This is a genomic window from Streptomyces sp. 1331.2 (genome assembly GCF_900199205.1).
GTDB lineage: Bacteria > Actinomycetota > Actinomycetes > Streptomycetales > Streptomycetaceae > Kitasatospora.
Window position 1 is genome coordinate 3,939,189 of the sequence record NZ_OBMJ01000001.1, and the last position, 18,433, is coordinate 3,957,621.

The 18,433-nt window shown below is 73.2% G+C and carries 21 protein-coding genes; 13 read left to right on the top strand and 8 right to left on the bottom strand.

What is annotated here, in order from left to right; all coding sequences use genetic code 11:
- The first annotated feature begins 87 nt into the window (after nt 1-87).
- Entirely contained in the window at nt 88-540 is a 453-nt protein-coding gene (locus CRP52_RS16775; protein ID WP_097237137.1) for a GatB/YqeY domain-containing protein, read from the top strand.
- Between the two features lie 202 nt (nt 541-742).
- Here CRP52_RS16775 and CRP52_RS16780 read toward each other — a convergent pair whose 3' ends face one another.
- Complete coding sequence (locus tag CRP52_RS16780) at nt 743-3,076, bottom strand: transglycosylase domain-containing protein (RefSeq protein ID WP_097237138.1); 2,334 nt, start codon at nt 3,074-3,076, stop codon at nt 743-745.
- 424 nt (nt 3,077-3,500) lie between these two features.
- Between CRP52_RS16780 and CRP52_RS16785 the strand changes: the two genes are divergently transcribed.
- Nucleotides 3,501-3,824 (top strand): WhiB family transcriptional regulator, encoded by a 324-nt coding sequence (locus CRP52_RS16785; protein ID WP_033333275.1) that lies wholly within the window; start codon nt 3,501-3,503, stop codon nt 3,822-3,824.
- Between the two features lie 97 nt (nt 3,825-3,921).
- Here the strand turns inward: CRP52_RS16785 and CRP52_RS16790 are convergent, their stop codons facing one another.
- Nucleotides 3,922-5,106, bottom strand: coding sequence for an ArsA family ATPase (locus tag CRP52_RS16790; protein WP_097237139.1), 1,185 nt, complete (start codon nt 5,104-5,106; stop codon nt 3,922-3,924).
- Nucleotides 5,103-6,176, bottom strand: a complete 1,074-nt coding sequence (locus CRP52_RS16795; protein ID WP_097237140.1) for an ArsA-related P-loop ATPase — start codon at nt 6,174-6,176, stop codon at nt 5,103-5,105. The genes CRP52_RS16790 and CRP52_RS16795 overlap by 4 nt, the downstream gene beginning before the upstream one ends.
- A 212-nt stretch (nt 6,177-6,388) precedes the next feature.
- Here CRP52_RS16795 and CRP52_RS16800 point away from each other — a divergent pair, with 212 nt between their 5' ends.
- The 5 genes from CRP52_RS16800 (at nt 6,389) to CRP52_RS16815 (ending at nt 9,207) form a co-directional block, all read left to right on the top strand.
- Nucleotides 6,389-6,547, top strand: a complete 159-nt coding sequence (locus CRP52_RS16800; protein WP_094743074.1) for a DUF4177 domain-containing protein — start codon at nt 6,389-6,391, stop codon at nt 6,545-6,547.
- Nucleotides 6,544-7,011 (top strand): RidA family protein, encoded by a 468-nt coding sequence (locus tag CRP52_RS16805; protein WP_097237141.1) that lies wholly within the window; start codon nt 6,544-6,546, stop codon nt 7,009-7,011. The genes CRP52_RS16800 and CRP52_RS16805 overlap by 4 nt, the downstream gene beginning before the upstream one ends.
- 63 nt (nt 7,012-7,074) lie before the next feature.
- Nucleotides 7,075-7,941 carry an NUDIX hydrolase gene (locus CRP52_RS16810; RefSeq protein ID WP_097237142.1) on the top strand — a complete coding sequence of 289 codons (867 nt, stop codon included), beginning with the start codon at nt 7,075-7,077 and terminating at the stop codon, nt 7,939-7,941.
- Between the two features lie 88 nt (nt 7,942-8,029).
- Complete coding sequence (locus CRP52_RS38295; RefSeq protein WP_179852821.1) at nt 8,030-8,203, top strand: hypothetical protein; 174 nt, start codon at nt 8,030-8,032, stop codon at nt 8,201-8,203.
- Between the two features lie 170 nt (nt 8,204-8,373).
- A complete protein-coding gene (locus CRP52_RS16815; protein ID WP_097237143.1) occupies nt 8,374-9,207 on the top strand; it encodes an MBL fold metallo-hydrolase in 834 nt (277 codons plus the stop codon).
- Nucleotides 9,208-9,361: 154 nt separating this feature from the next.
- Here CRP52_RS16815 and CRP52_RS16820 read toward each other — a convergent pair whose 3' ends face one another.
- Both CRP52_RS16820 and CRP52_RS16825 read right to left on the bottom strand, forming a co-directional pair.
- Entirely contained in the window at nt 9,362-10,036 is a 675-nt protein-coding gene (locus CRP52_RS16820; protein ID WP_030060009.1) for a Crp/Fnr family transcriptional regulator, read from the bottom strand.
- A 192-nt stretch (nt 10,037-10,228) separates the two neighbouring features.
- A complete protein-coding gene (locus CRP52_RS16825; RefSeq protein WP_097237144.1) occupies nt 10,229-11,236 on the bottom strand; it encodes an ArsR/SmtB family transcription factor in 1,008 nt (335 codons plus the stop codon).
- A 112-nt stretch (nt 11,237-11,348) separates the two neighbouring features.
- Between CRP52_RS16825 and CRP52_RS16830 the strand changes: the two genes are divergently transcribed.
- The gene (locus tag CRP52_RS16830) at nt 11,349-12,173 is read left to right on the top strand and encodes an isocitrate lyase/PEP mutase family protein (RefSeq protein ID WP_097237145.1); all 825 of its coding nucleotides are present in this window, start codon (nt 11,349-11,351) and stop codon (nt 12,171-12,173) included.
- A 78-nt stretch (nt 12,174-12,251) separates the two neighbouring features.
- Here the strand turns inward: CRP52_RS16830 and CRP52_RS16835 are convergent, their stop codons facing one another.
- A complete protein-coding gene (locus tag CRP52_RS16835; protein WP_097237146.1) occupies nt 12,252-12,869 on the bottom strand; it encodes an RraA family protein in 618 nt (205 codons plus the stop codon).
- Between the two features lie 246 nt (nt 12,870-13,115).
- Here CRP52_RS16835 and nth point away from each other — a divergent pair, with 246 nt between their 5' ends.
- From nth to CRP52_RS16860, 5 genes are all read left to right on the top strand, one after another.
- The gene (gene nth / locus CRP52_RS16840; RefSeq protein ID WP_373560560.1) at nt 13,116-14,015 is read left to right on the top strand and encodes an endonuclease III; all 900 of its coding nucleotides are present in this window, start codon (nt 13,116-13,118) and stop codon (nt 14,013-14,015) included.
- Nucleotides 14,012-14,746, top strand: coding sequence for an NUDIX hydrolase (locus tag CRP52_RS16845; protein WP_097237148.1), 735 nt, complete (start codon nt 14,012-14,014; stop codon nt 14,744-14,746). Before nth ends, CRP52_RS16845 begins: the two co-directional genes overlap by 4 nt.
- A 46-nt stretch (nt 14,747-14,792) precedes the next feature.
- Entirely contained in the window at nt 14,793-15,977 is a 1,185-nt protein-coding gene (locus CRP52_RS16850) for a MarP family serine protease (protein WP_097237149.1), read from the top strand.
- Nucleotides 15,965-16,171, top strand: a complete 207-nt coding sequence (locus tag CRP52_RS38300; protein WP_179852822.1) for a hypothetical protein — start codon at nt 15,965-15,967, stop codon at nt 16,169-16,171. The genes CRP52_RS16850 and CRP52_RS38300 overlap by 13 nt, the downstream gene beginning before the upstream one ends.
- A gap of 77 nt (nt 16,172-16,248) precedes the next feature.
- The gene (locus tag CRP52_RS16860) at nt 16,249-16,947 is read left to right on the top strand and encodes a metal-dependent hydrolase (RefSeq protein WP_179852823.1); all 699 of its coding nucleotides are present in this window, start codon (nt 16,249-16,251) and stop codon (nt 16,945-16,947) included.
- 46 nt (nt 16,948-16,993) lie between these two features.
- Here the strand turns inward: CRP52_RS16860 and CRP52_RS16865 are convergent, their stop codons facing one another.
- Entirely contained in the window at nt 16,994-17,194 is a 201-nt protein-coding gene (locus tag CRP52_RS16865) for a hypothetical protein (RefSeq protein WP_097237150.1), read from the bottom strand.
- Nucleotides 17,195-17,345: 151 nt separating this feature from the next.
- Complete coding sequence (locus CRP52_RS16870) at nt 17,346-18,371, bottom strand: alpha/beta fold hydrolase (protein ID WP_097237151.1); 1,026 nt, start codon at nt 18,369-18,371, stop codon at nt 17,346-17,348.
- Nucleotides 18,372-18,433: the final 62 nt, after the last annotated feature.

An 18,433-nucleotide genomic window follows, 5' to 3' on the forward strand; every position in this document is an offset into this window, starting at 1 on the left:
GGCATACTCGGTCACCTGTGCAAACCGCAGTGGATGCCCGGTGGAAACCTGGTTGAGACTCCTACAGCCGAAGGATAAGAAGAGGAAATGACAACGCTCAAGGAGCAGCTGCAGGAAGACCTCACGGCTGCGATCAGGGACCGGGACGAGCTGCGCGCGTCCACCGTGCGGCTCACGCTGGCCGCCGTCACCAGCGAGGAGGTGGCGGGCAAGCAGAAGCGCGAGCTGTCCGACGCCGAGGTGCTGAAGGTGATCGGCCGCGAGGCGAAGAAGCGCCGGGAGGCCGCCGAGGCCTTCGACGGTGCCGGCCGCACCGACCAGGCGGCCCGGGAGCGGGCGGAGGGCGAGCTGCTCGCGGCCTACCTCCCCAAGCAGCTGTCCGACGAGGAGCTGGCCGGAATCGTGGCCGCCGCCGTGGCGGAGACCGGGGCGACCGGTCCGCAGGCGATGGGCGCCGTGATGAAGCTGGTGAAGCCCCAGGTGGAGGGGCTGGCCGAGGGCGGTCGGGTCGCCGCCGCCGTGAAGGCCGCGCTGTCCTGACCCCGGGCGGCCCCGGGCGTCCCCGGGCGGTCCCGGGCGCCCCCCGGAGGCCCTGCGGGGGCGGGGGCCACCCATGGCTGACTGGCCGTCACGCAGCAAGACGCCGAAGGGGCGTCCTCCGAACCGGAGGACGCCCCTTCGCTCTGTTCCGAGGGCCCGGTGGACCCGAGGGCTCGGTAGACCCGAGGGCCCGGGCGGGCGGTCAGCCGTTGCCGCCGCCGTGCTTCCCGCCGTTGTTCCCGTTGCCGCCGCCGATGACGCCCGGCGGGAAGGTGAACCCGCCGCCGATCATCCCGCCGGCATTGTTGCCACCGCCGGGGTTCGCGACCGGCGGCGGCGGGTTGCCGGCCGGCTGCTGGGGCTGGGCGTTCGGGTCGGCCGGCGGGGTGGCCGGGTTGGGGTCGGGCTTGGGCATGTCCGGGATGCTCGCCGTGGGCAGCTGCTGCACCGGGGCGCCCTTCAGGGCCTGGTTCATCGCCATGCGCCAGATCGGGCCGGGGCCGGTGGCGCCGAAGACCTCGGTGAAGGGCGTCGGGCCGATCTTGATGTTCTTCATCGGCACACCGCCGGCCGGGCCGCCGAGCCAGACCGAGGTGGCCAGCTGCGGGGTGTAGCCGCTGAACCAGGCGGCGCGCTTCTCGTCCGAGGTACCGGTCTTGCCGGCGATCGGGCGGCCGTCCTCCAGACCGAGGTCCTTACCGGTGCCCTTCTCGGTCACACCGCTCAGCACGGTGTTCAGTGCGTCGGCGGTCTGCTCGGAGAAGGCCTGGCTGCACGCCGACTGCGGGACCGGCACGTCCTTGCCGTCCACCGTGGTGATCTTGTTGATGGCGATCGGGGTGCAGTACTTGCCGCGCGCGGCGAAGGTCGCGTAGACGTTCGCCATGGTCAGCGGGGACATCTCCTGCACGCCGAGACCCATCGAGGGGACCTCTTCGAGCGGCTTGCCGCTCGCCTTGGCGGTGATGCCGAGCTTGTTGGCCATCTGCTTCACCGGGCAGAGGCCCATGTCGGCCTCCATCTCGACGAAGTAGGTGTTGACCGACATGGCCATCGCCGTCTTGAGGTCGTACGGGCCCTTCTCGTTCTCGGACTCGTTGGGCACGGTCCGGGCCTTGCCCTTCTCCATGTTCTTCCAGGTGCCCTCGCAGGTCTTCACCGTCGGCCACTCGATGCGGTTCTCCGACTTGTACTGCTGGGTCGGCGGGATCCCGGACTCCAGGGCGGCGGCGGCCACGATCGGCTTGAAGGTCGATCCGGGCTGGAAGCCGTTGCCGCCGCCCATCGCCGCGTCGACGTTGAGGTTGACGACGGTCTGGTTCTTGTTGGTGTCCAGGCCGTACGGGCGGGTCTGGGCCATCGCGAGGATCTTGCCGGTGCCCGGCTCCATCATGGTCGCGGCGGCCGACACCGGGTCGGTGACGTACACCAGCTTGGTCACCGCGTTCTGGGCCGCGGCCTGCTTGTCCGGGTCCAGGGTGGTGTAGATGTTCAGGCCGCCGGTGTCCCAGAGCTTCTTGCGCTCCTCGGCGCTCTTGCCGAAGGCCGGGTCCTGCTTGATCACGTGGCGGACGTAGTCGCAGAAGAAGCCCATGCCGGCCTGGGCGGTGATGCAGCCGTTCTGCGGGTCCTTGTACTTCAGGCCCAGCGGGGCGGCCTTGGCCTCCTTGGCCTGGTCGGCGGTGATGTGCTTGTTTTCGAGCATCTTGTCGATCACGACGTTGCGGCGCTTGACCGTGTTCTCGGGGTAGCGCACCGGGTCGTACTGCGACGGGTTCTGCACCAGGCCGGCCAGGGTGGCTGACTCGGCGATGGTCAGGTCCTTGTTGCTCTTGCTGAAGTAGCGCTGGGAGGCGGCCTCGACCCCGTAGGCCTGGTGGCCGTAGAAGGTGATGTTGAGGTAGTTGGTGAGGATCTGGTCCTTGCTCAGGTCCTCCTCCAGCTTGATGGCGACCTTGAGCTCCTGGATCTTGCGGCCCAGGGTCTTGCGCTGGGCCTCCAGGACGGCCGCCTGGTCGTCGCCGGCCTTCTCCACGTTGACGTTCTTCACGTACTGCTGGGTCAGCGTCGAGGCGCCCTGCGAGGTGGTGCCGCTCTCGGCGTTCTTGCTGACCGCGCGGAGGATGCCCTTGAGGTCGACGGCGCCGTGCTCGTAGAAGCGGGCGTCCTCGATGTCCACCTGGGCCTGCCGCATGAACGGCGACATCTGGTCGGCGGTGAGAACGGTGCGGTCGCGCTCGTAGACCTTGGCGATCAGGCCGCCCTTGGCGTCGAAGATCTGGGTGGCCTGGGTGAGCGGCGGCGTCTTGAAGTCGTCGGGGATGTTGTCGAAGCTCTCCGCCGTGTCCTTGGCGGTCAGCCCGATGGCGCCCACGGCGGGCAGGGCGAGGCCGGCCAGCAGGACTCCGGAGAGCACGCTGACGCCCAGGAACTTCACGCCGTTGCCGACGTGGTCCAACGGTGATCCGCCGGTCCTGCCGCGCGGAGCTCCGGTGTTGCCTGGGGGCTGGGGTGCCTGGGGGCGCTTCGGTGCCATGAGGAGAACCCTACGTCCCGGAATCCCGCACATCGGGGCAGGTGTTCGCCTAGGCTTGTCACAAGCTTGCGACAGCTTCGCTGCGTCAACATCATTCACTCTTGTGGGTGGAGAGACTTGCCCGAATCGCCCAGGCATGGCCGGGTTTTGAGGCAGCTGTGGCCTGCTGTACCCGTGTGAACCGTTGCGCTGAGTGATGACACCTGTGGCGAGAGTACGGCCGCCACAGTCGGCAAGTCGTGCGACCTGCGATCACTCCAACGAGTGAGCTGACCGATACCCATAGTCCGATTGGGTCATTCGAGATTGAGCCTGAAGGGGCTGTTGCAAGCTGTCGTTCTTCCGTAACGTCCTCAACTGGCAACGGTGAATATGCCGTTGCCGCCGTGGGGGAGCCTCGAATACGGGAGAGGACGGCGCCGGGATGGGCTGGGTTGACGACTGGAGTGCGCAGGCCGCCTGCCGCACGAGTGATCCGGACGAACTGTTCGTCCAGGGGGCGGCACAGAACCGCGCGAAGGCGGTCTGCAGCGGCTGCCCCGTGCGGACGGAGTGCCTCGCGGACGCCCTGGACAACCGGGTGGAGTTCGGGGTCTGGGGCGGGATGACGGAGCGCGAGCGCCGGGCGCTGCTGCGCCGCCGCCCGACGGTCATGTCGTGGCGGAGGCTGCTGGAGACGGCCCGCACCGAGTACGAGGAGTCCCTCGCGACCGGCGTGATACTGACGGACTACGCCCAGGCGGGCTGAGCCCGGCCCGGCACCGCCACCGCGCCGAGCCCCGGCCGCAGCGCCGCAGGCCGAGCCCTGGTCGGCCAGGAGCGGCGCCGCCCGGTGCAGCACCGCGCTACGACGCCCCGCTGAGCCGGTCCCCGATGGCCCGCAGCCCCTCCAGGTCGTGCACGTCGCCCGGCAGCGCCGGGACCTCCACGATCGGCACGTCCGGGTAGACCGAGACGAAGCGGTCGCGGGTGCGGCGCTCCCGCCCCATGATCTGCATCCGCTCGGCGTGCAGCCTCAGCAGCCCGGCCGCGAGCAGCTCCGCCTCCGGCGAGGAGTGCTCCGAGCCGTTCTCCTCCAGGGCCTCGGCCGCCGCCAGCGCCCGCTCCGCGGTGAGCTGCGGGGCGCCCGTGCCGTGCACCCGGTTGAGCACCAGCCCGGCCAGCGGCATCCGGTCCGCGGCCAGCCGGTCGACGAAGTACGCCGCCTCGCGCAGCGCGTCCCGCTCCGGCGCGGCCACCACCAGGAACGCCGTGCCCGGCGCCTTGAGCAGCTGGTACGTGCGGTCGGCGCGCTCGCGGAAGCCGCCGAACATCGAGTCCATCGCGCTGACGAAGGTCTGCACGTCGGTGAGCAGCTGGGCGCCGAAGATCTTGCCCAGGGTGCCGGTGAGCAGGCCCATCCCGGCGTTCAGGAACCGCATCGCGCTGCGCCCGCCGACCTTGGCCGGGGCGGTCAGGATCCGGATCACCCGGCCGTCCAGGAAGGACCCGAGCCGGTTGGGGGCGTCCAGGAAGTCCAGTGCCGAGCGGGACGGCGGGGTGTCCACGACGATCAGGTCCCACTCCTCGGCGGCGCGCAGCTGCCCCAGCTTCTCCATCGCCATGTACTCCTGCGTGCCCGCGAAGCCGGCCGACAGGGACTGGTAGAAGGGGTTCTCCATGATCGCCCTGGCCCGTTCGGGCTCGGCGTGGGCCAGCACGACCTCGTCGAAGGTCCGCTTCATGTCCAGCATCATGGCCTGGAGCTCCCCCTCGCCGGTCACCCCCTTGACCACCCGGGGGGTGTTGTCCAGCTCGGTCAGGCCCATCGACTGGGCGAGCCGGCGGGCCGGATCGATGGTCAGCACGACGACCTTGCGGCCGCGTTCGGCGGCCCGCAGGCCGATCGCCGCGGCGGTGGTCGTCTTGCCGACGCCGCCCGAGCCGCAGCAGACGACGATCCTGGTCTTCGGGTCGTCGATCAGCTCGTCCACCGCGAGCCGCTTCCCGGTGCTCCGCACCCCGCCGGTGCCCGTGCCGCCGGTGCTCATGCCGCCCCCTGCCGCTTCAGTTCGCCCGCCAGCCGGTACAGCGCGCCGAGGTCCACGCCCTCACCCAGCAGCGGAAGTTCGTACGTCGGGATGCGCAGCTGCTGCAGGTCGGTGCGCTGCGCGCGCTCCAGCTCGACCCGCTCGGCGTGTTCCCTGGCCTGTTCCAGCAGCGGGTCGAGCAGCGGCTCCACCGCCGCCCGGACCGTCTCCGGCTTGCGCGAGCGGCCGCCGAGCCCGGCCTCCCCGAGCGCCAGGGCGACGTCCTCGCGGTGGTCGCCGTCCACCGCGGCCACCGCCGCCGCGTCCAGCAGCGGGGGCCGGACCATGTTGACGATCACCCCGCCCACCGGGAGCCTGGCCTCGCGCAGCTCCCCGATGCCGTCGACCGTCTCCTGCACCGGCATCTCCTCCAGCAGGGTGACCAGGTGCACCGCGGTCTCCGGGGACTTCAGCACCCGCATCACGGCCTGCGCCTGGGTGTGTATCGGGCCGATCCTGGCCAGCCCGGCGACTTCGGCGTTGACGTTCAGGAACCGGGTCAGCCGTCCGGTCGGCGGTGCGTCCATCACCACCGCGTCGTAGCGCCGCCGGCCGTCCGGGTCCTTGCGCCGGGTCGCCTCGCAGGCCTTGCCGGTGAGCAGGACGTCCCGGACGCCGGGCGCGACGGTGGTGGCGAAGTCCACGAAGCCGACCTTCTGCAGCGCCTTGCCGGCCCGGCCGAGCTTGTAGAACATCTCCAGGTACTCCAGCAGCGCCTGCTCGGTGTCGATCGCCAGCGCGAACACCTCGCCGGCGCCGGCCTCCCCGGCGGGCAGCCCCAGCTGGGCGCGGGAGGCCGAGGCGATCCGGCGTTCCTCGTACGGGAGGGCGGCGATCCCGAAGAGCTCGGCGATGCCCTGCCGCCCCTCGACCTCGATCAGCAGCACCCGCCCGCCGTCCGCGGCGAGCGCCAGGGCCAGCGCCGCGGCCAGCGTGGTCTTCCCGGTGCCGCCCTTGCCGCTGACCACGTGCAGCCGGACGCCCTCCCAGTCGGGGTCGCGCCGGTCCGCCTGGCCGGGGGTGCGTGCCACGCTCCGTCTCCGTCCGTCTCCGTCCTACGGGCGTCCCCTCCTGCCGAGGGTGCCCCTCACCAGGGTGCCCTCTCGCGAGGGTAACCAGGGACCGCACCGGATGCCCGGAGCACCTGGGTTGCCAGGCCTGATCATGCCCTCTTTGTGCCCCACCTCACACGCCGCCCGCCCGGGGGAGCCGATCGCCTCGGCGGCTCGTCTAGAGTCTGGCCATGACCAAGTGGGAATACATGACGGCGCCCCTGCTGGTGCACGCCACCAAGCAGATCCTGGACAACTTCGGCGAGGACGGCTGGGAGCTCGTCCAGGTCGTGCCCGGCCCGAACCCGGAGCAGCTGGTGGCCTACTTCAAGCGGGAGAAGAACGCATGAGCGCCGTGGAGGCGAAGCTCGCCGAGCTGGGCCTGACCCTGCCCGAGGTGGCCGCCCCGGTCGCCGCGTACGTGCCGGCCGTGCGGTCCGGTGAGTTCGTGTTCACCTCCGGCCAGCTCCCGGTGGTCGAGGGCAAGCTGGTCAGCACCGGCAAGGTCGGCGCCGAGGTGTCCCCGGAGGAGGCCAAGGAGCTCGCGCAGATCTGCGCGCTGAACGCCCTGGCCGCCGTGAAGTCGGTGATCGGCGACCTGGACCGGATCGAGCGGGTCGTCAAGGTCGTCGGCTTCGTCGCCTCCGCCCCCGACTTCACCGGTCAGCCGGCCGTCGTCAACGGCGCCAGCGAGCTGCTGGGCAAGGTGCTGGGTGTCGCGGGCGTGCACGCCCGCAGCGCCGTCGGCGTCGCGGTGCTGCCGCTGGACGCCCCGGTCGAGGTCGAGCTGCAGGTGCGGGTCACGACCGGCTGAGTGTGATCGTCGAGGCGGGGTTGGGCCTGTCCAACCCCGCCTCCGTGCGCTTAGCATCCGGGCATGGACCATCGAGCCACGACGCTCCCGATGCCGCCCGGTTGGCCCGCCCGGATCCGGGCGGTCGACTCCGGCGTGCTGACCCCGCCGGTGCCCAGGCCCGCCGCGACCGTCGTGCTGCTGCGCGACGCCGCCGCCGGGCCGGAGGCCTACCTGCTGCGCCGACGCACCTCGATGGCCTTCGCGGCCGGCATGTACGCCTACCCGGGCGGCGGCGTGGACCCGCGGGACGCCGAGCTCGAGCCGGGCTGGGCCGGGCCGTCGCCCGAGGAGTGGGCGCGCCGGCTCGGGGTGGACGCCCGGACGGCCCGGGCGGTGGTCTGCGCGGCCGTCCGCGAGACCTTCGAGGAGGCCGGCGTGCTGCTCGCCGGCCCGGACGCGGACAGCGTCGCCGCGCCCCGCGACTGGTCCGCCGAGCGGGCCGCGCTGGAGGCGCACGAGTTGTCCTTCGCCGAGTTCCTGCGCGACCACGGCCTGGTGCTGCGCAGCGACCTGCTGGGCGGCTGGGCCCGCTGGGTGACCCCGGAGTTCGAGGAGCGCCGGTACGACACCTGGTTCTTCGTGGCCGCCCTGCCCTCCGGCCAGCGCGCCGCCCTGGAGGTCGGCGAGGCCGACCGGGTCGCCTGGCTGAGCCCGGCCGAGGCGGTCCGCGGGTACCAGGAGGGCCGGTTCGGCATGCTGCCGCCGACCGTCACGGTGCTACGCGAGCTGTCGCAGGTCCGGACCGCCGCCGAGGCGCTGGCCGCGGCCGCCGACCGCCCGCTGACGCCGGTCCTGGGCCGGGCCGAGGTCCGGGGGGACCGCATGACGGTCCGCTGGCCCGGGTACGACGAGCTGACCATCGACGGGGAGTTCCCCGAGGACTCCTGAACCGTCCGCCCGCACCACCGCAGAACCGCAGATCGCCGTAGATCACCGCGGATCACCGCACATCGCGCAGAGAAAGGACCGACGCCCGATGACCCACAACGACGTGGCTCGCCGGACGGCACCCGAGATGCCCGCCCGACGCCTGATCCCCCGTACCCCGGCCTGCGACAGCCCGGTCCCGTTCGTCGAGGTGGCACAGCGCGCCCTCGTCCGGGCGCTGCCGCTGCGGGCCCTGCACCGAGATGGAGAGAGCAGCCGGTGATCGAGCGAACCACCGAGGTCTGCACATGAGCGAGCGAATCATCGTGAGGTGCGCGTTGCGCGAAGCGGCTGCCGAGCGCAGCGAGGTGGGTGCATGAGCGAGCGGAGCGAGCGAATCATCGAGAGGTGCGCGTTGCGCGAAGCGGCTGCCGAGCGCAGCGAGGTGGGCGCATGAGCGGCCTTCTGCCGGGTGACCCCGCCGTCGTCGTCGGCGGCGAGGCCACTCCTCGGGCGCTGTGCGTGCTGGCGCCGAATCCGTCGCCCATGACGCTGGACGGCACCAACACCTGGCTGCTCTCCGAGCCCGGCTCGGACCTCGCCGTGGTGATCGATCCGGGCCCGCTGCACGAGGGCCACCTGCGCCGGGTGATCGACTTCGCGGAGGAGCGGGGCAAGCGGATCGCGCTGACCCTGCTCACCCACGGCCACGCCGACCACTCCGAGGGCGCGGCCCGGTTCGCCGAGCTGACCCGCACCGAGGTGCGGGCCCTGGACCCGGCGCACCGGCTGGGCTCCGAGGGCCTGGTGGGCGGCCAGCGGCTGGACGTCGGCGGCCTGGACCTGCGGGTGGTGGCCACCCCCGGCCACACCTCGGACTCGCTGACCTTCCACCTGCCGGAGGACGGCGCGATCCTCACCGGCGACACCGTGCTCGGCCGCGGCACCACGATGGTCGCGCACCCCGACGGCCGGCTGGGCGACTACCTGGACTCGCTGCGCCGGCTGCACACGATGGCCGCCCAGCACGGCGTGCGGACCGTGCTGCCCGGCCACGGCCCGGTGCTGGCGGACGCGCTCGGCGCCGTCGACTACTACCTGGCCCACCGGGCCAACCGGCTCGCCCAGGTGGAGACCGCGGTCGAGACGGGCTGCCGGACGGCCCCCGAGGTGGTCGCGCGGGTCTACGCCGACGTGGACCGGGCGCTCTGGCCGGCCGCCGAGTTGTCCGTGCGGGCCCAGCTGGACTACCTGGAGGAGCACGGGCTGATTCCGGGCCTCGACTGACCCGGCCCGTGCCTGCCGGGGCCCGGCGGCCCGCCCACGCCTGCCTTCCCTGCGCACCACCCGCGAACGGCTCGCGAACGCCGAAGGGCCCGTCCGTCCGGACGGGCCCTTCGCGGTGCTCGGAGCGCTTGGTGCGCTCGGTGCACTCGCAGCGTCAGCGCGAGCGGCGCGACAGCCGCTCGACGTCCAGCAGGACCACCGCGCGCGCCTCCAGCTTCAGCCAGCCGCGGCCGGCGAAGTCGGCGAGCGCCTTGTTGACCGTCTCGCGGGAGGCGCCGACCAGCTGGGCCAGCTCCTCCTGGGTGAGGTCGTGGGCGACGTGGATGCCCTCGTCGGACTGCACGCCGAAGCGCCGGGAGAGGTCCAGCAGGGCCTTGGCGACACGGCCGGGCACGTCGGAGAAGACCAGGTCGGACATCACGTCGTTGGTCCGGCGCAGCCGCCGGGCGATGGCCCGCAGCAGCGCGATGGAGACCTCGGGGCGGGCGTGCAGCCAGGGCTGCAGGTCGCCGTGGCCCAGGCCGAGCAGCTTGACCTCGGTCAGCGCGCTGGCCGTGGCGGTGCGCGGGCCGGGGTCGAACAGCGACAGCTCGCCGATCATCTCGCTGGGGCCGAGGACGGCCAGCATGTTCTCGCGGCCGTCAGGCGAGGCGCGGTGCAGCTTGACCTTGCCCTCCGCGACGACGTAGAGCCGGTCGCCCGGGTCGCCCTCGTGGAACAGCGACTCCCCACGGGCGAGGGTGACCTCGGTCATGGAAGCGCGCAGCTCGCCGGCCTGTTCGTCGTCGAGTGCCGCGAAGAGTGCGGCGCGCCGCAGAACGTCGTCCACGTGCTTCCTCCTTCTCGGCCGTCCGGCTGGTGGGCCGTCCGGCGCAAGTTCCGTTCAGTGTTCTGCGTCACCAAGCATGGCGCATGTCGCTCCGATCATATGAGGAGGGGGTGTGCCGAGGTGTGCCGTGCGGGGCCATTCGTACCGGAAGGTCATCGTCCGGGACGCCTCGCGGAGGTGCCCGGGAGCGTCCTACTCGAATGCCCGTCCGCCCTGGTCGAACAGGGAATCGCCCACCGCCGTACGGGCGTGGAGGACGGCGTGGCCGGCGCGGTGGGCGCTGGTCAGGCCCGCCGCGCGCAGGGCGGTGAGGTGCTGGGAGACCCCGGCCGGGGAGAGCCCGGTGCGGCGGGCCAGCTCGGTGGTCGAGCCCGGGGAGTCCAGTTCGGCCAGCAGCCGGGCGCGGGAGCGGCCGAGGACGCCGGCCAGTGCGTCCGCCCGGTCCGTGGTGTCCGCCGGGCGTTCCCACAGGGTGGCCGTGCCGCGGGCCGGATAGATCAGCTGCGGCGGGTCCGGCGGCAGGACCCGGGTGAGCACCCGCGGCCAGGCGAAGGCCGAGGGCAGGAGCAGCAGCCCGGCCCCGGCGCTCAGCCGGGTCACCCCGCAGTGCCGCTGCTCCAGTCGCAGCGCGCTGCCGTCCCAGCGGACCGTCTCGTGCAGCTCGTCCAGCATCCGCGCGGTGCCGTGCTCGGCGGCCTGCCGGGAGCGGTGGAAGACGTCCGCCGCGAGCAGCGCGCGGATCCGGGCCCAGTACGGGGCGAGCGCCAGCTCCCAGTACGCCTCGATGTCCGCGGCCAGCCGGGGCAGCTGCGCCGCCGGATCGCGGTACAGCGGCGCCAGGAGGGCCGGCAGCCGGCCGCCGGCCTCGGCGGCGAGGATGTCGAGGTCGACCCGGACCTGCCCGGCGCCGGTGGCGGTGATCGCGGTCAGCTCCTCGGCGAGGGTGGGGGAGAAGCCGGTCGGGGCGGGGTTGAGGAAGTCCGGCAGGTGGCCGGTGGGCGGCACCAGCGCGGCCAGCCGTTCCAGCGCCGGCCCGGCGGCGGCCGACCGCTCGCGGACCCGCCCGGCCCAGCGGCGGTGCAGTGCCGGCACGGGGGAGTGGGCGAGGGCGCGCAGGCTGGTCACCACCTCCTGCATCGGCGAGACGGCGAACCGGGTCAGCGCCAAGTCCTGGGCAGAGAAGTGCAGTTCGGTACGCATCCGGGCCCCCTCCGCGGAAGATTCAGCCCCAGCTTAATCACTGGCAGGGGCGGCGGCGCCGGGCGCAGGATGCCTGCGTCCCCACCGATCCCGTACGAAAGCCGGTGCCTCCATGCCCACCACCACCGAGTCCCGCGCGCGGGCGCTGCGGCTGCGCGAGCTGATCGCGGACGGCGTGCTCCTGCTGCCCAACGCCTGGGACGCGGGCAGCGCCGCGGTGATCGCCTCGGCCGGCGCGCAGGCAGTCGCCACCACCAGCGGCGGCGTCTCCTGGTCGCTCGGGCACGGCGACGGCCAGCGGCTCGACCGGGCGGCGGCGGTCGAGGCGGCCGGGCGGATCGTCGCGGCGGTGGACCTGCCGGTCACCGTCGACGCCGAGGGCGGGTACGGGCCGCTGCCCGCCGACGTGGCCGCGACCGTGACGGCCCTGGTCGGGGCGGGTGCGGCCGGCGTCAACCTGGAGGACTCGACGGCCGTCGGCGGCCCGCTCTTCCCGGTCGCCGAGCAGGCCGAGCGGCTGCGCGCGGCCCGTACGGCGGCGGCCGGGGCCGGACTGCCGGAGCTGGTGGTCAACGCCCGCACCGACGTCTTCCTGTTCGGGCTGGGCGGGCTCGACGACGTGCTGGAGCGGGCCGAGGCCTATGCCGAGGCGGGCGCCGACGGCCTGTTCGTCCCCGGGCTGCTGGACCTCGACGCCCTCACCGAGCTGTGCAAGCGCTCGGCGCTGCCGGTGAACGCGATGGCCGTCCCGGGTGGGCCGACCGTGGCCGAGCTCGCCGCCACGGGGGTGCGGCGGATCAGCCTCGGCACCGGCCTCGTCCAGCTCGCGTACACCGCCGCCCGCCGCGCCGCCGCCGAACTCCTGGGCGCCGGGACGCTGACGGAGCTCGACGGGGCGCTCGGCTTCGGGGAGCTGAACGGGCTGTACCGGGGCTGATCCACGCGGTCGCGACGCCGGCCGAGGGCTGGTCGGAGGTGGGGCCGGGGCCGGTCCCGGGGCGCAGCGGCGCGCCGGTCAGTCCTGGAAGCCCAGCTCGGCGAGGGCCCGGTCGATCCGGGCGCGGTGCGCGGCCTCCCAGTCGTCCAGGGTCTCGCCGGCCTCCTTGGCCAGCTTCGCCCGGGCCGCCGCCAGGACCCGCTCCCGGTCGGCGGCGGGCACCACCACCACGCCCTCCTCGTCGGCCACCACGACGTCGCCGGGCGCGACCCGCACACCGCCGCAGCGCACCTCGGCGCCGTGCGTGCCCAGCGCGTCCTTCGCCCCGGGGATCGGGATCACCCCGCGGGCGACGACCGGGAAACCCAGCTCCCGCACCTCGCCGAGGTCGCGGATCAGGCCGTCGGCCACGAAGGCCGCCACGCCCCGGCGCTGCGCCACGGCACACACGTTGCCGCCGGCCAGCGCGTAGTCGAGGTCGCCGGACTCGACCACGATCACCGATCCGGGCTCGGCCCGGTGGATCGCCGCGTGCAGCATCAGGTTGTCGCCGGGCGGGCACTGCACGGTGAAGGCCGGTCCGGCCACCCGGGGCATCCCGGCCCAGAGCGGGCGCATGCCGATGTCCATGACCCGGTCGCGGCCCAGGACATCGGCCAGGGTGGTGGTGGGAATGTCCTTGAATTCCGTGTCCATGCGTCCTCGCCATTCGTTCGTCGGTTCGTCGGTTCGTCGGAAGACTAGTGACCTTGAGGTCGGTCGCCCCGGCCGAGGGCGTCGGTCGACTGCTTCGCCGCCCCGCCATCGGACAACACGCCCTGGCCAGAACCACTTTCCGTACGTGATCACTCCCGAGCCGCCCGCCCGTCGGCGTAGCCTTCGTGCATGGCAGAGAGCAAGGTCCGGAAAGCGGCGGCGCCGAAGGCCGAGCCGGCGGTGAAGATGCCGGCGGTGACGAAGGCGGCGGTGAAGAAGCCGGCGGCGAAGAAGGCGGCAGCGGAGAAGCCGGCGAGCAGGCCCGCCGTGCGGCCGAGGAAGCCCGAGTCGCACCTGGCGATGGTGCGTCGGGCCCGGAGGATCAACCGCGAGTTGGCGGAGCTGTACCCGTACGCGCACCCGGAGCTGGACTTCGAGAACCCCTTCCAACTGCTGGTGGCCACCGTGCTGTCGGCGCAGACCACCGACCTGCGGGTGAACCAGACCACCCCGGCGCTGTTCGCCGCGTACCCGACGCCGGAGGACATGGCGGCGGCGAACCCGGAGGAGCTGGAGGAGATCATCCGCCCGACCGGCTTCTTCCGGAACAAGGCGAAGGCGCTGATCGGCCTCTCGGTCGCGCTGCGCGACGAGTTCGGCGGCGAGGTCCCGGGCCGTCTGGCCGACCTGGTGACCCTGCCCGGCGTCGGCCGCAAGACCGCCAACGTCGTCCTGGGCAACGCCTTCGGCGTCCCCGGCATCACGGTCGACACCCACTTCGGCCGACTGGCCCGGCGGTTCGGCTGGACGGCCGAGGAGGACCCGGTGAAGGTCGAGGCGGCCGTCGCCGAGATCTTCCCGAAGTCGGAGTGGACGATGCTCTCGCACCGCGTGGTCTTCCACGGCCGCCGGATCTGCCACTCCCAGAAGCCCGCCTGCGGCGCCTGCCCGATCGCGCCGCTCTGCCCCGCCTACGGCGAGGGCGTGACCGACCCGGAGCAGGCCCGCAAGCTGCTCAAGTACGAAATGGGCGGACAGCCCGGCCAGCGGCTGAAGCCGCCGGCGGACTTCCCCGGCGAGGCGGCCGCCCGTGCCGACGCCGCCGCCCACCACGGGCAGGTCGCGGACCTGGCGGTGGGCGCATGAGCGAGCGGGTCATCGAGCGGGACGACCTGCCGACCTGGCTGGAGCCGGTCCGGGTGGCGGCCGAGCGGGTGCTGCCGGAGCAGCTGAGCCGCTTCCTGCCGCCGCCCGACGGCGGCCGCGCGGCGGCGGTGCTGATGCTGTTCGGCGAGGGCCCGGAGGGCCCGGACCTGCTGCTGATCGAGCGGGCCCGTTCGCTGCGTTCGCACGCCGGCCAGCCGTCCTTCCCGGGCGGTGCGCTGGATCCGGAGGACGGCGACCCGGACGGCCCGGGCCCGATCGCGGCGGCGCTGCGCGAGGCCTGGGAGGAGACCGGCCTGGACCCGGCCGGGGTGCAGGTGTTCGCGGCGCTGCCCCGGCTGTACATCCCGGTCAGCCGCTTCGTGGTGACCCCGGTGCTCGGCTGGTGGCGCGAGGAGTCGCCGGTGCGCCCGGTGGACGCGGGCGAGACCGGCGCGGTGTTCCGGGTGCCGATCGCCGATCTGGCCGACCCGGCGAACCGGGTGCGGCTGCGCCATCCGTCCGGCCACGTCGGCCCGGCCTTCGCGGTCGCCGGACGGCTGGTCTGGGGTTTCACCGCCGGGGTGATCGACCGGGTGCTGCACCACAGCGGCCTGGAGGTGCCCTGGGATCCGTCCCGGATCGTCGACCTCTCGGACGAGGCGCTCGCCCTCGTCCAGGGCGACCTCGAACACTCCCGGGTGCTGCCGGGCGGCGACGCCGGCACCGTGTGAACGGCCGTCGGCGCATCCGGCTCGCGGGCCGTGGGAGGGTGTCGGAGTGAACGTCCTGGATGTCCTGCTGATCCTCGCCGCCGTGGGATTCGCCGTGTCGGGCTACCGGCAGGGCTTCGTGGTCGGGGTCCTGTCGCTGGTCGGCTTCCTCGGCGGCGGGCTGCTGGCCGTCGAGCTGCTGCCGCTGCTGCTCGACCACCTCAGCCCCGGTACGACGGCCTCGGTGGTGGCCGTGGTGGTGGTGATCGTCCTGGCCGCGGTCGGCCAGGCGATCACCGCGCACTTCGGCTGGAAGCTGCGCGGCCACATCGACCGTCGCCCGGCCCGGGTACTGGACGCCTCGGGCGGCGCGGTGGTGAACGTGGTCTCGATGCTGCTGGTGGCCTGGCTGATCGGCTCGGCGCTCGCCGGGGCCTCGCTGCCGACGGTCTCCAAGCAGGTCCGTTCCTCGGCGATCCTGGGCGGGGTGCAGAACGCGCTGCCCTCCGACGCCCCGAACTGGTTCTCGGACTTCTCCAAGGTGCTCGCCCGCAACGGCTTCCCGCAGGTCTTCAACCCCTTCGAGCACGAGCCGATCACCCAGGTCGACACCCCGGACCCGGCGCTGGCCGCCAGCCCGGCGGTGGCGCGGGCCCGGCAGAGCCTGGTCAAGGTGGTCGGCACGGCGACCTCCTGCGGCAAGACCCTGGAGGGCAGCGGCTTCGTCTTCGCCCCGCACCGGGTGATGACCAACGCCCACGTGGTCGGCGGGGTCAACGAGCCGACCGTGCAGATCGGCGGCGTCGGCCAGCTGTACGACGCCACGGTGGTCCGCTACGACTGGCAGCGCGACATCGCCGTCCTGGACGTGCCCAAGCTGAACGCGCCCGCGCTGACCTTCGCGGGCGAGGCGAAGACCAACGACAGCGCGATCGTGGCCGGCTTCCCGGAGAACGGCGCCTTCAACGTCCAGCCGGCCCGCATCCGCGGTCGGATCCAGGCCAACGGCCCGGACATCTACCATCGCGGCCAGGTGATGCGCGACGTCTACTCGGTGCGCTCGGTGGTCCGCCAGGGCAACAGCGGCGGCCCGCTGCTCACCCCGGACGGCCAGGTGTACGGCGTGGTGTTCGCCAAGTCGCTGGACAGCGCCGACACCGGGTACGTGCTGACCGCGGCCGAGGTGCGCGAGGACGTCCAGCAGGGCGGCGCCGCGACCGCCCGGGTGGACACCCAGGGTTGCGCGCTCTGACCGGAACCGCCCCGTCCCCGCTCGCCGACACCTCGGCCGGAACCGCCCCGTCCCCGCTCGCCGACACCTCGGCCGGAACCGCCCCGTCCCCGCTCGCCGACACCTCGGCCGGAACCGCCCCGCCTCCGCCCGCCGACACCTCGGCCGGAAACGCTCTGTCCGACATCCGTCGTGCCGTCAGCCGGCCCTGGTAGCCTCGGCCGCGCTCACCCGTTCGGCTCAACCGGGCGCCGTCCCGGAGTGGGCTTCACGGGGAGGTCGTGGCAGTCCGATGATGGGTCATTCGCACGCGGTGAGCGGGGCGATGCTGTACGCGGCGTCGGCCCCCTTCCTGCCCCCGCTGCTGCTGCACACCACGCTGCAGCCGGCGGACATCCTGATGGGCACGGTGCTGTGCGCGGGCGCGGCGCTGCTGCCGGACCTCGACCACCACGACGGCTCGATCGCCAACTTCCTGGGCCCGGTCTCCAAGCTGCTCTGCCGCTTCGTGGCTTGGGCCTCCGGAGGCCACCGGCACGCCACCCACTCGCTGCTGTTCGTCGCCCTGATGGGCGGCGGCACCTGGGCGGGCGTCACCTTCCTGGGCCGCAACTTCACGCTGGCGCTGACCTTCGTCCTGCTGGCACTCGCCATCCGCGCGCTGCGGCTCTGCCCGCCGAGCAACGGACCGGAGGCGTGGATCACCGTCATGGGCCTGGCCGCGCTCGGCACCTTCGGGATGAACACCTGGATGCCCAACGCGCCGGGCTGGCTGCCGTACGCGGTGGGGCTGGGCACGCTGGCGCACCTGCTCGGCGACTGCCTGACGAAGAAGGGCGCGCCGCTGCTCTGGCCGCACAAGGAGCGCTACGAGATCGTGCTGATCAAGCGCAGCGGCAACAGCGTGGAGACCAAGGTGCTGGTGCCGATCATGTCGGTGGCGACCTTCGTGCTGCTCTGGTTCACCGCACTGTCGCCGATCACCAACTGACCTTCACCGTCCGACCTTCACCGTCCGACGACCGCGGCGCGGGGCCTCAGGTCTCGCGCCGCAGTCGTGCGCCCACCCAGCGGGCGCGCCGGCCGAGGATGTGCGGGATGCCGAGCTGTCGCCGTTCCGCGCGCTGCCGGGGGTCGAGGCCGTCGAAGCCGAGGTCGTCCGCCCGGTCGGGGCGGTGGACGGAGCGCTGCGGGCTGTTCCGGCGTCGGCCGCGCGGGGCGACGCCGCGATCGGGCATCCAACTCATACCGGTATGGATGCCCCTGGGCCGGTGGGAGTAACCGCCCAGTCTCCCCGAACATGGCCTATGCGTTTGTCATATGAACGCAACATCAGGGGAGTTGGGTCTGCAGACCCGTCGTTCCGTTCCGCCGCCGGCCCACCCCGCGTCACTCCTTGTGAAGGCCGACCCAGTCCAGCAGCTCGGCCGTGAACTCCTCCGGCGCCTCCTCGTGCGGGAAGTGCCCGACCTCCGGCATCAGCCGCCAGCGGTACGGCGCCGCCACGTACTCACCGCCGCCGAGCGCGGTGCGCGACAGCAGCACCGGGTCCGCCGCGCCCTGGACGTGCAGGGTCGGCGCGGTGATCGGCTTCTTCATCCGCCGGGCGAACTGGATGCCGTCCGGCCGGGCCAACGACCGCAGCAGCCAGCGGTAAGGCTCGATCGAGCAGTGCGCCGTGCTGGGGATCTGGATCGCCTGCCGGTACGCGTGCACCGCGGCCTCGTCCAGGCCGTTCGGGCCGGTCCAGGAGGTCAGGTAGCGGCCGACCAGTTCGGCGTCGTCGGCCACCAGACGGCGTTCCGGTATCCACGGGCGCTGGAAGCCCAGCACGTGCTCGAAGGCGGCGAACTGGTGCCGGTCGGTCAGCAGCGCCCGGCGCAGGTCCCGCGGGTGCGCGGCGGAGACCACCGTCAGGCTCTGGATCACGGACGGGCGCATCACCGCCGCCACCCAGGCCAGGGTGCCGCCCGAGGCGTGCCCGACCAGGTGCGCCCGGCGCTCCCCGAGCGAGCGGATCACCCCGGTGATGTCCAGCGCGAGGTTGCCCGGGTCGTAGCCGCGCGGGGTGCGGTCGCTGCCGCCGATGCCCCGCAGGTCCAGTGCCACCGCCCGGTATCCGGCCTCGGCGAGCGCGGTCAGCTGGTGGCGCCAGGCCCACCAGTACTCCGGCCAGCCGTGCACCAGCAGCACCAGTGGACCCGAGCCCAGCTCCGCGATGTGGAAGCGGGCGCCGTTGGCCGCCAGGTCGCGGTGCGTCCACGGGCCGGCCTGCCGGATGCTCCACGGCTCCGCGGCCGCAGCGGCCCCCGTGGCCGCCGTGGCCGCCGCGTCGGGCGCTTCGGCGTCGGGGCCGGAGGCGGGGCCGGAAACGGCGGACGGCTGCGCGGGCACGGGCTTCTGGTCAAGCGGCATACCGAGAGCGTGTCACATCCGTGCGCCGGACACGTGCCCGGCACTCACTGTCGGCGGGTCCG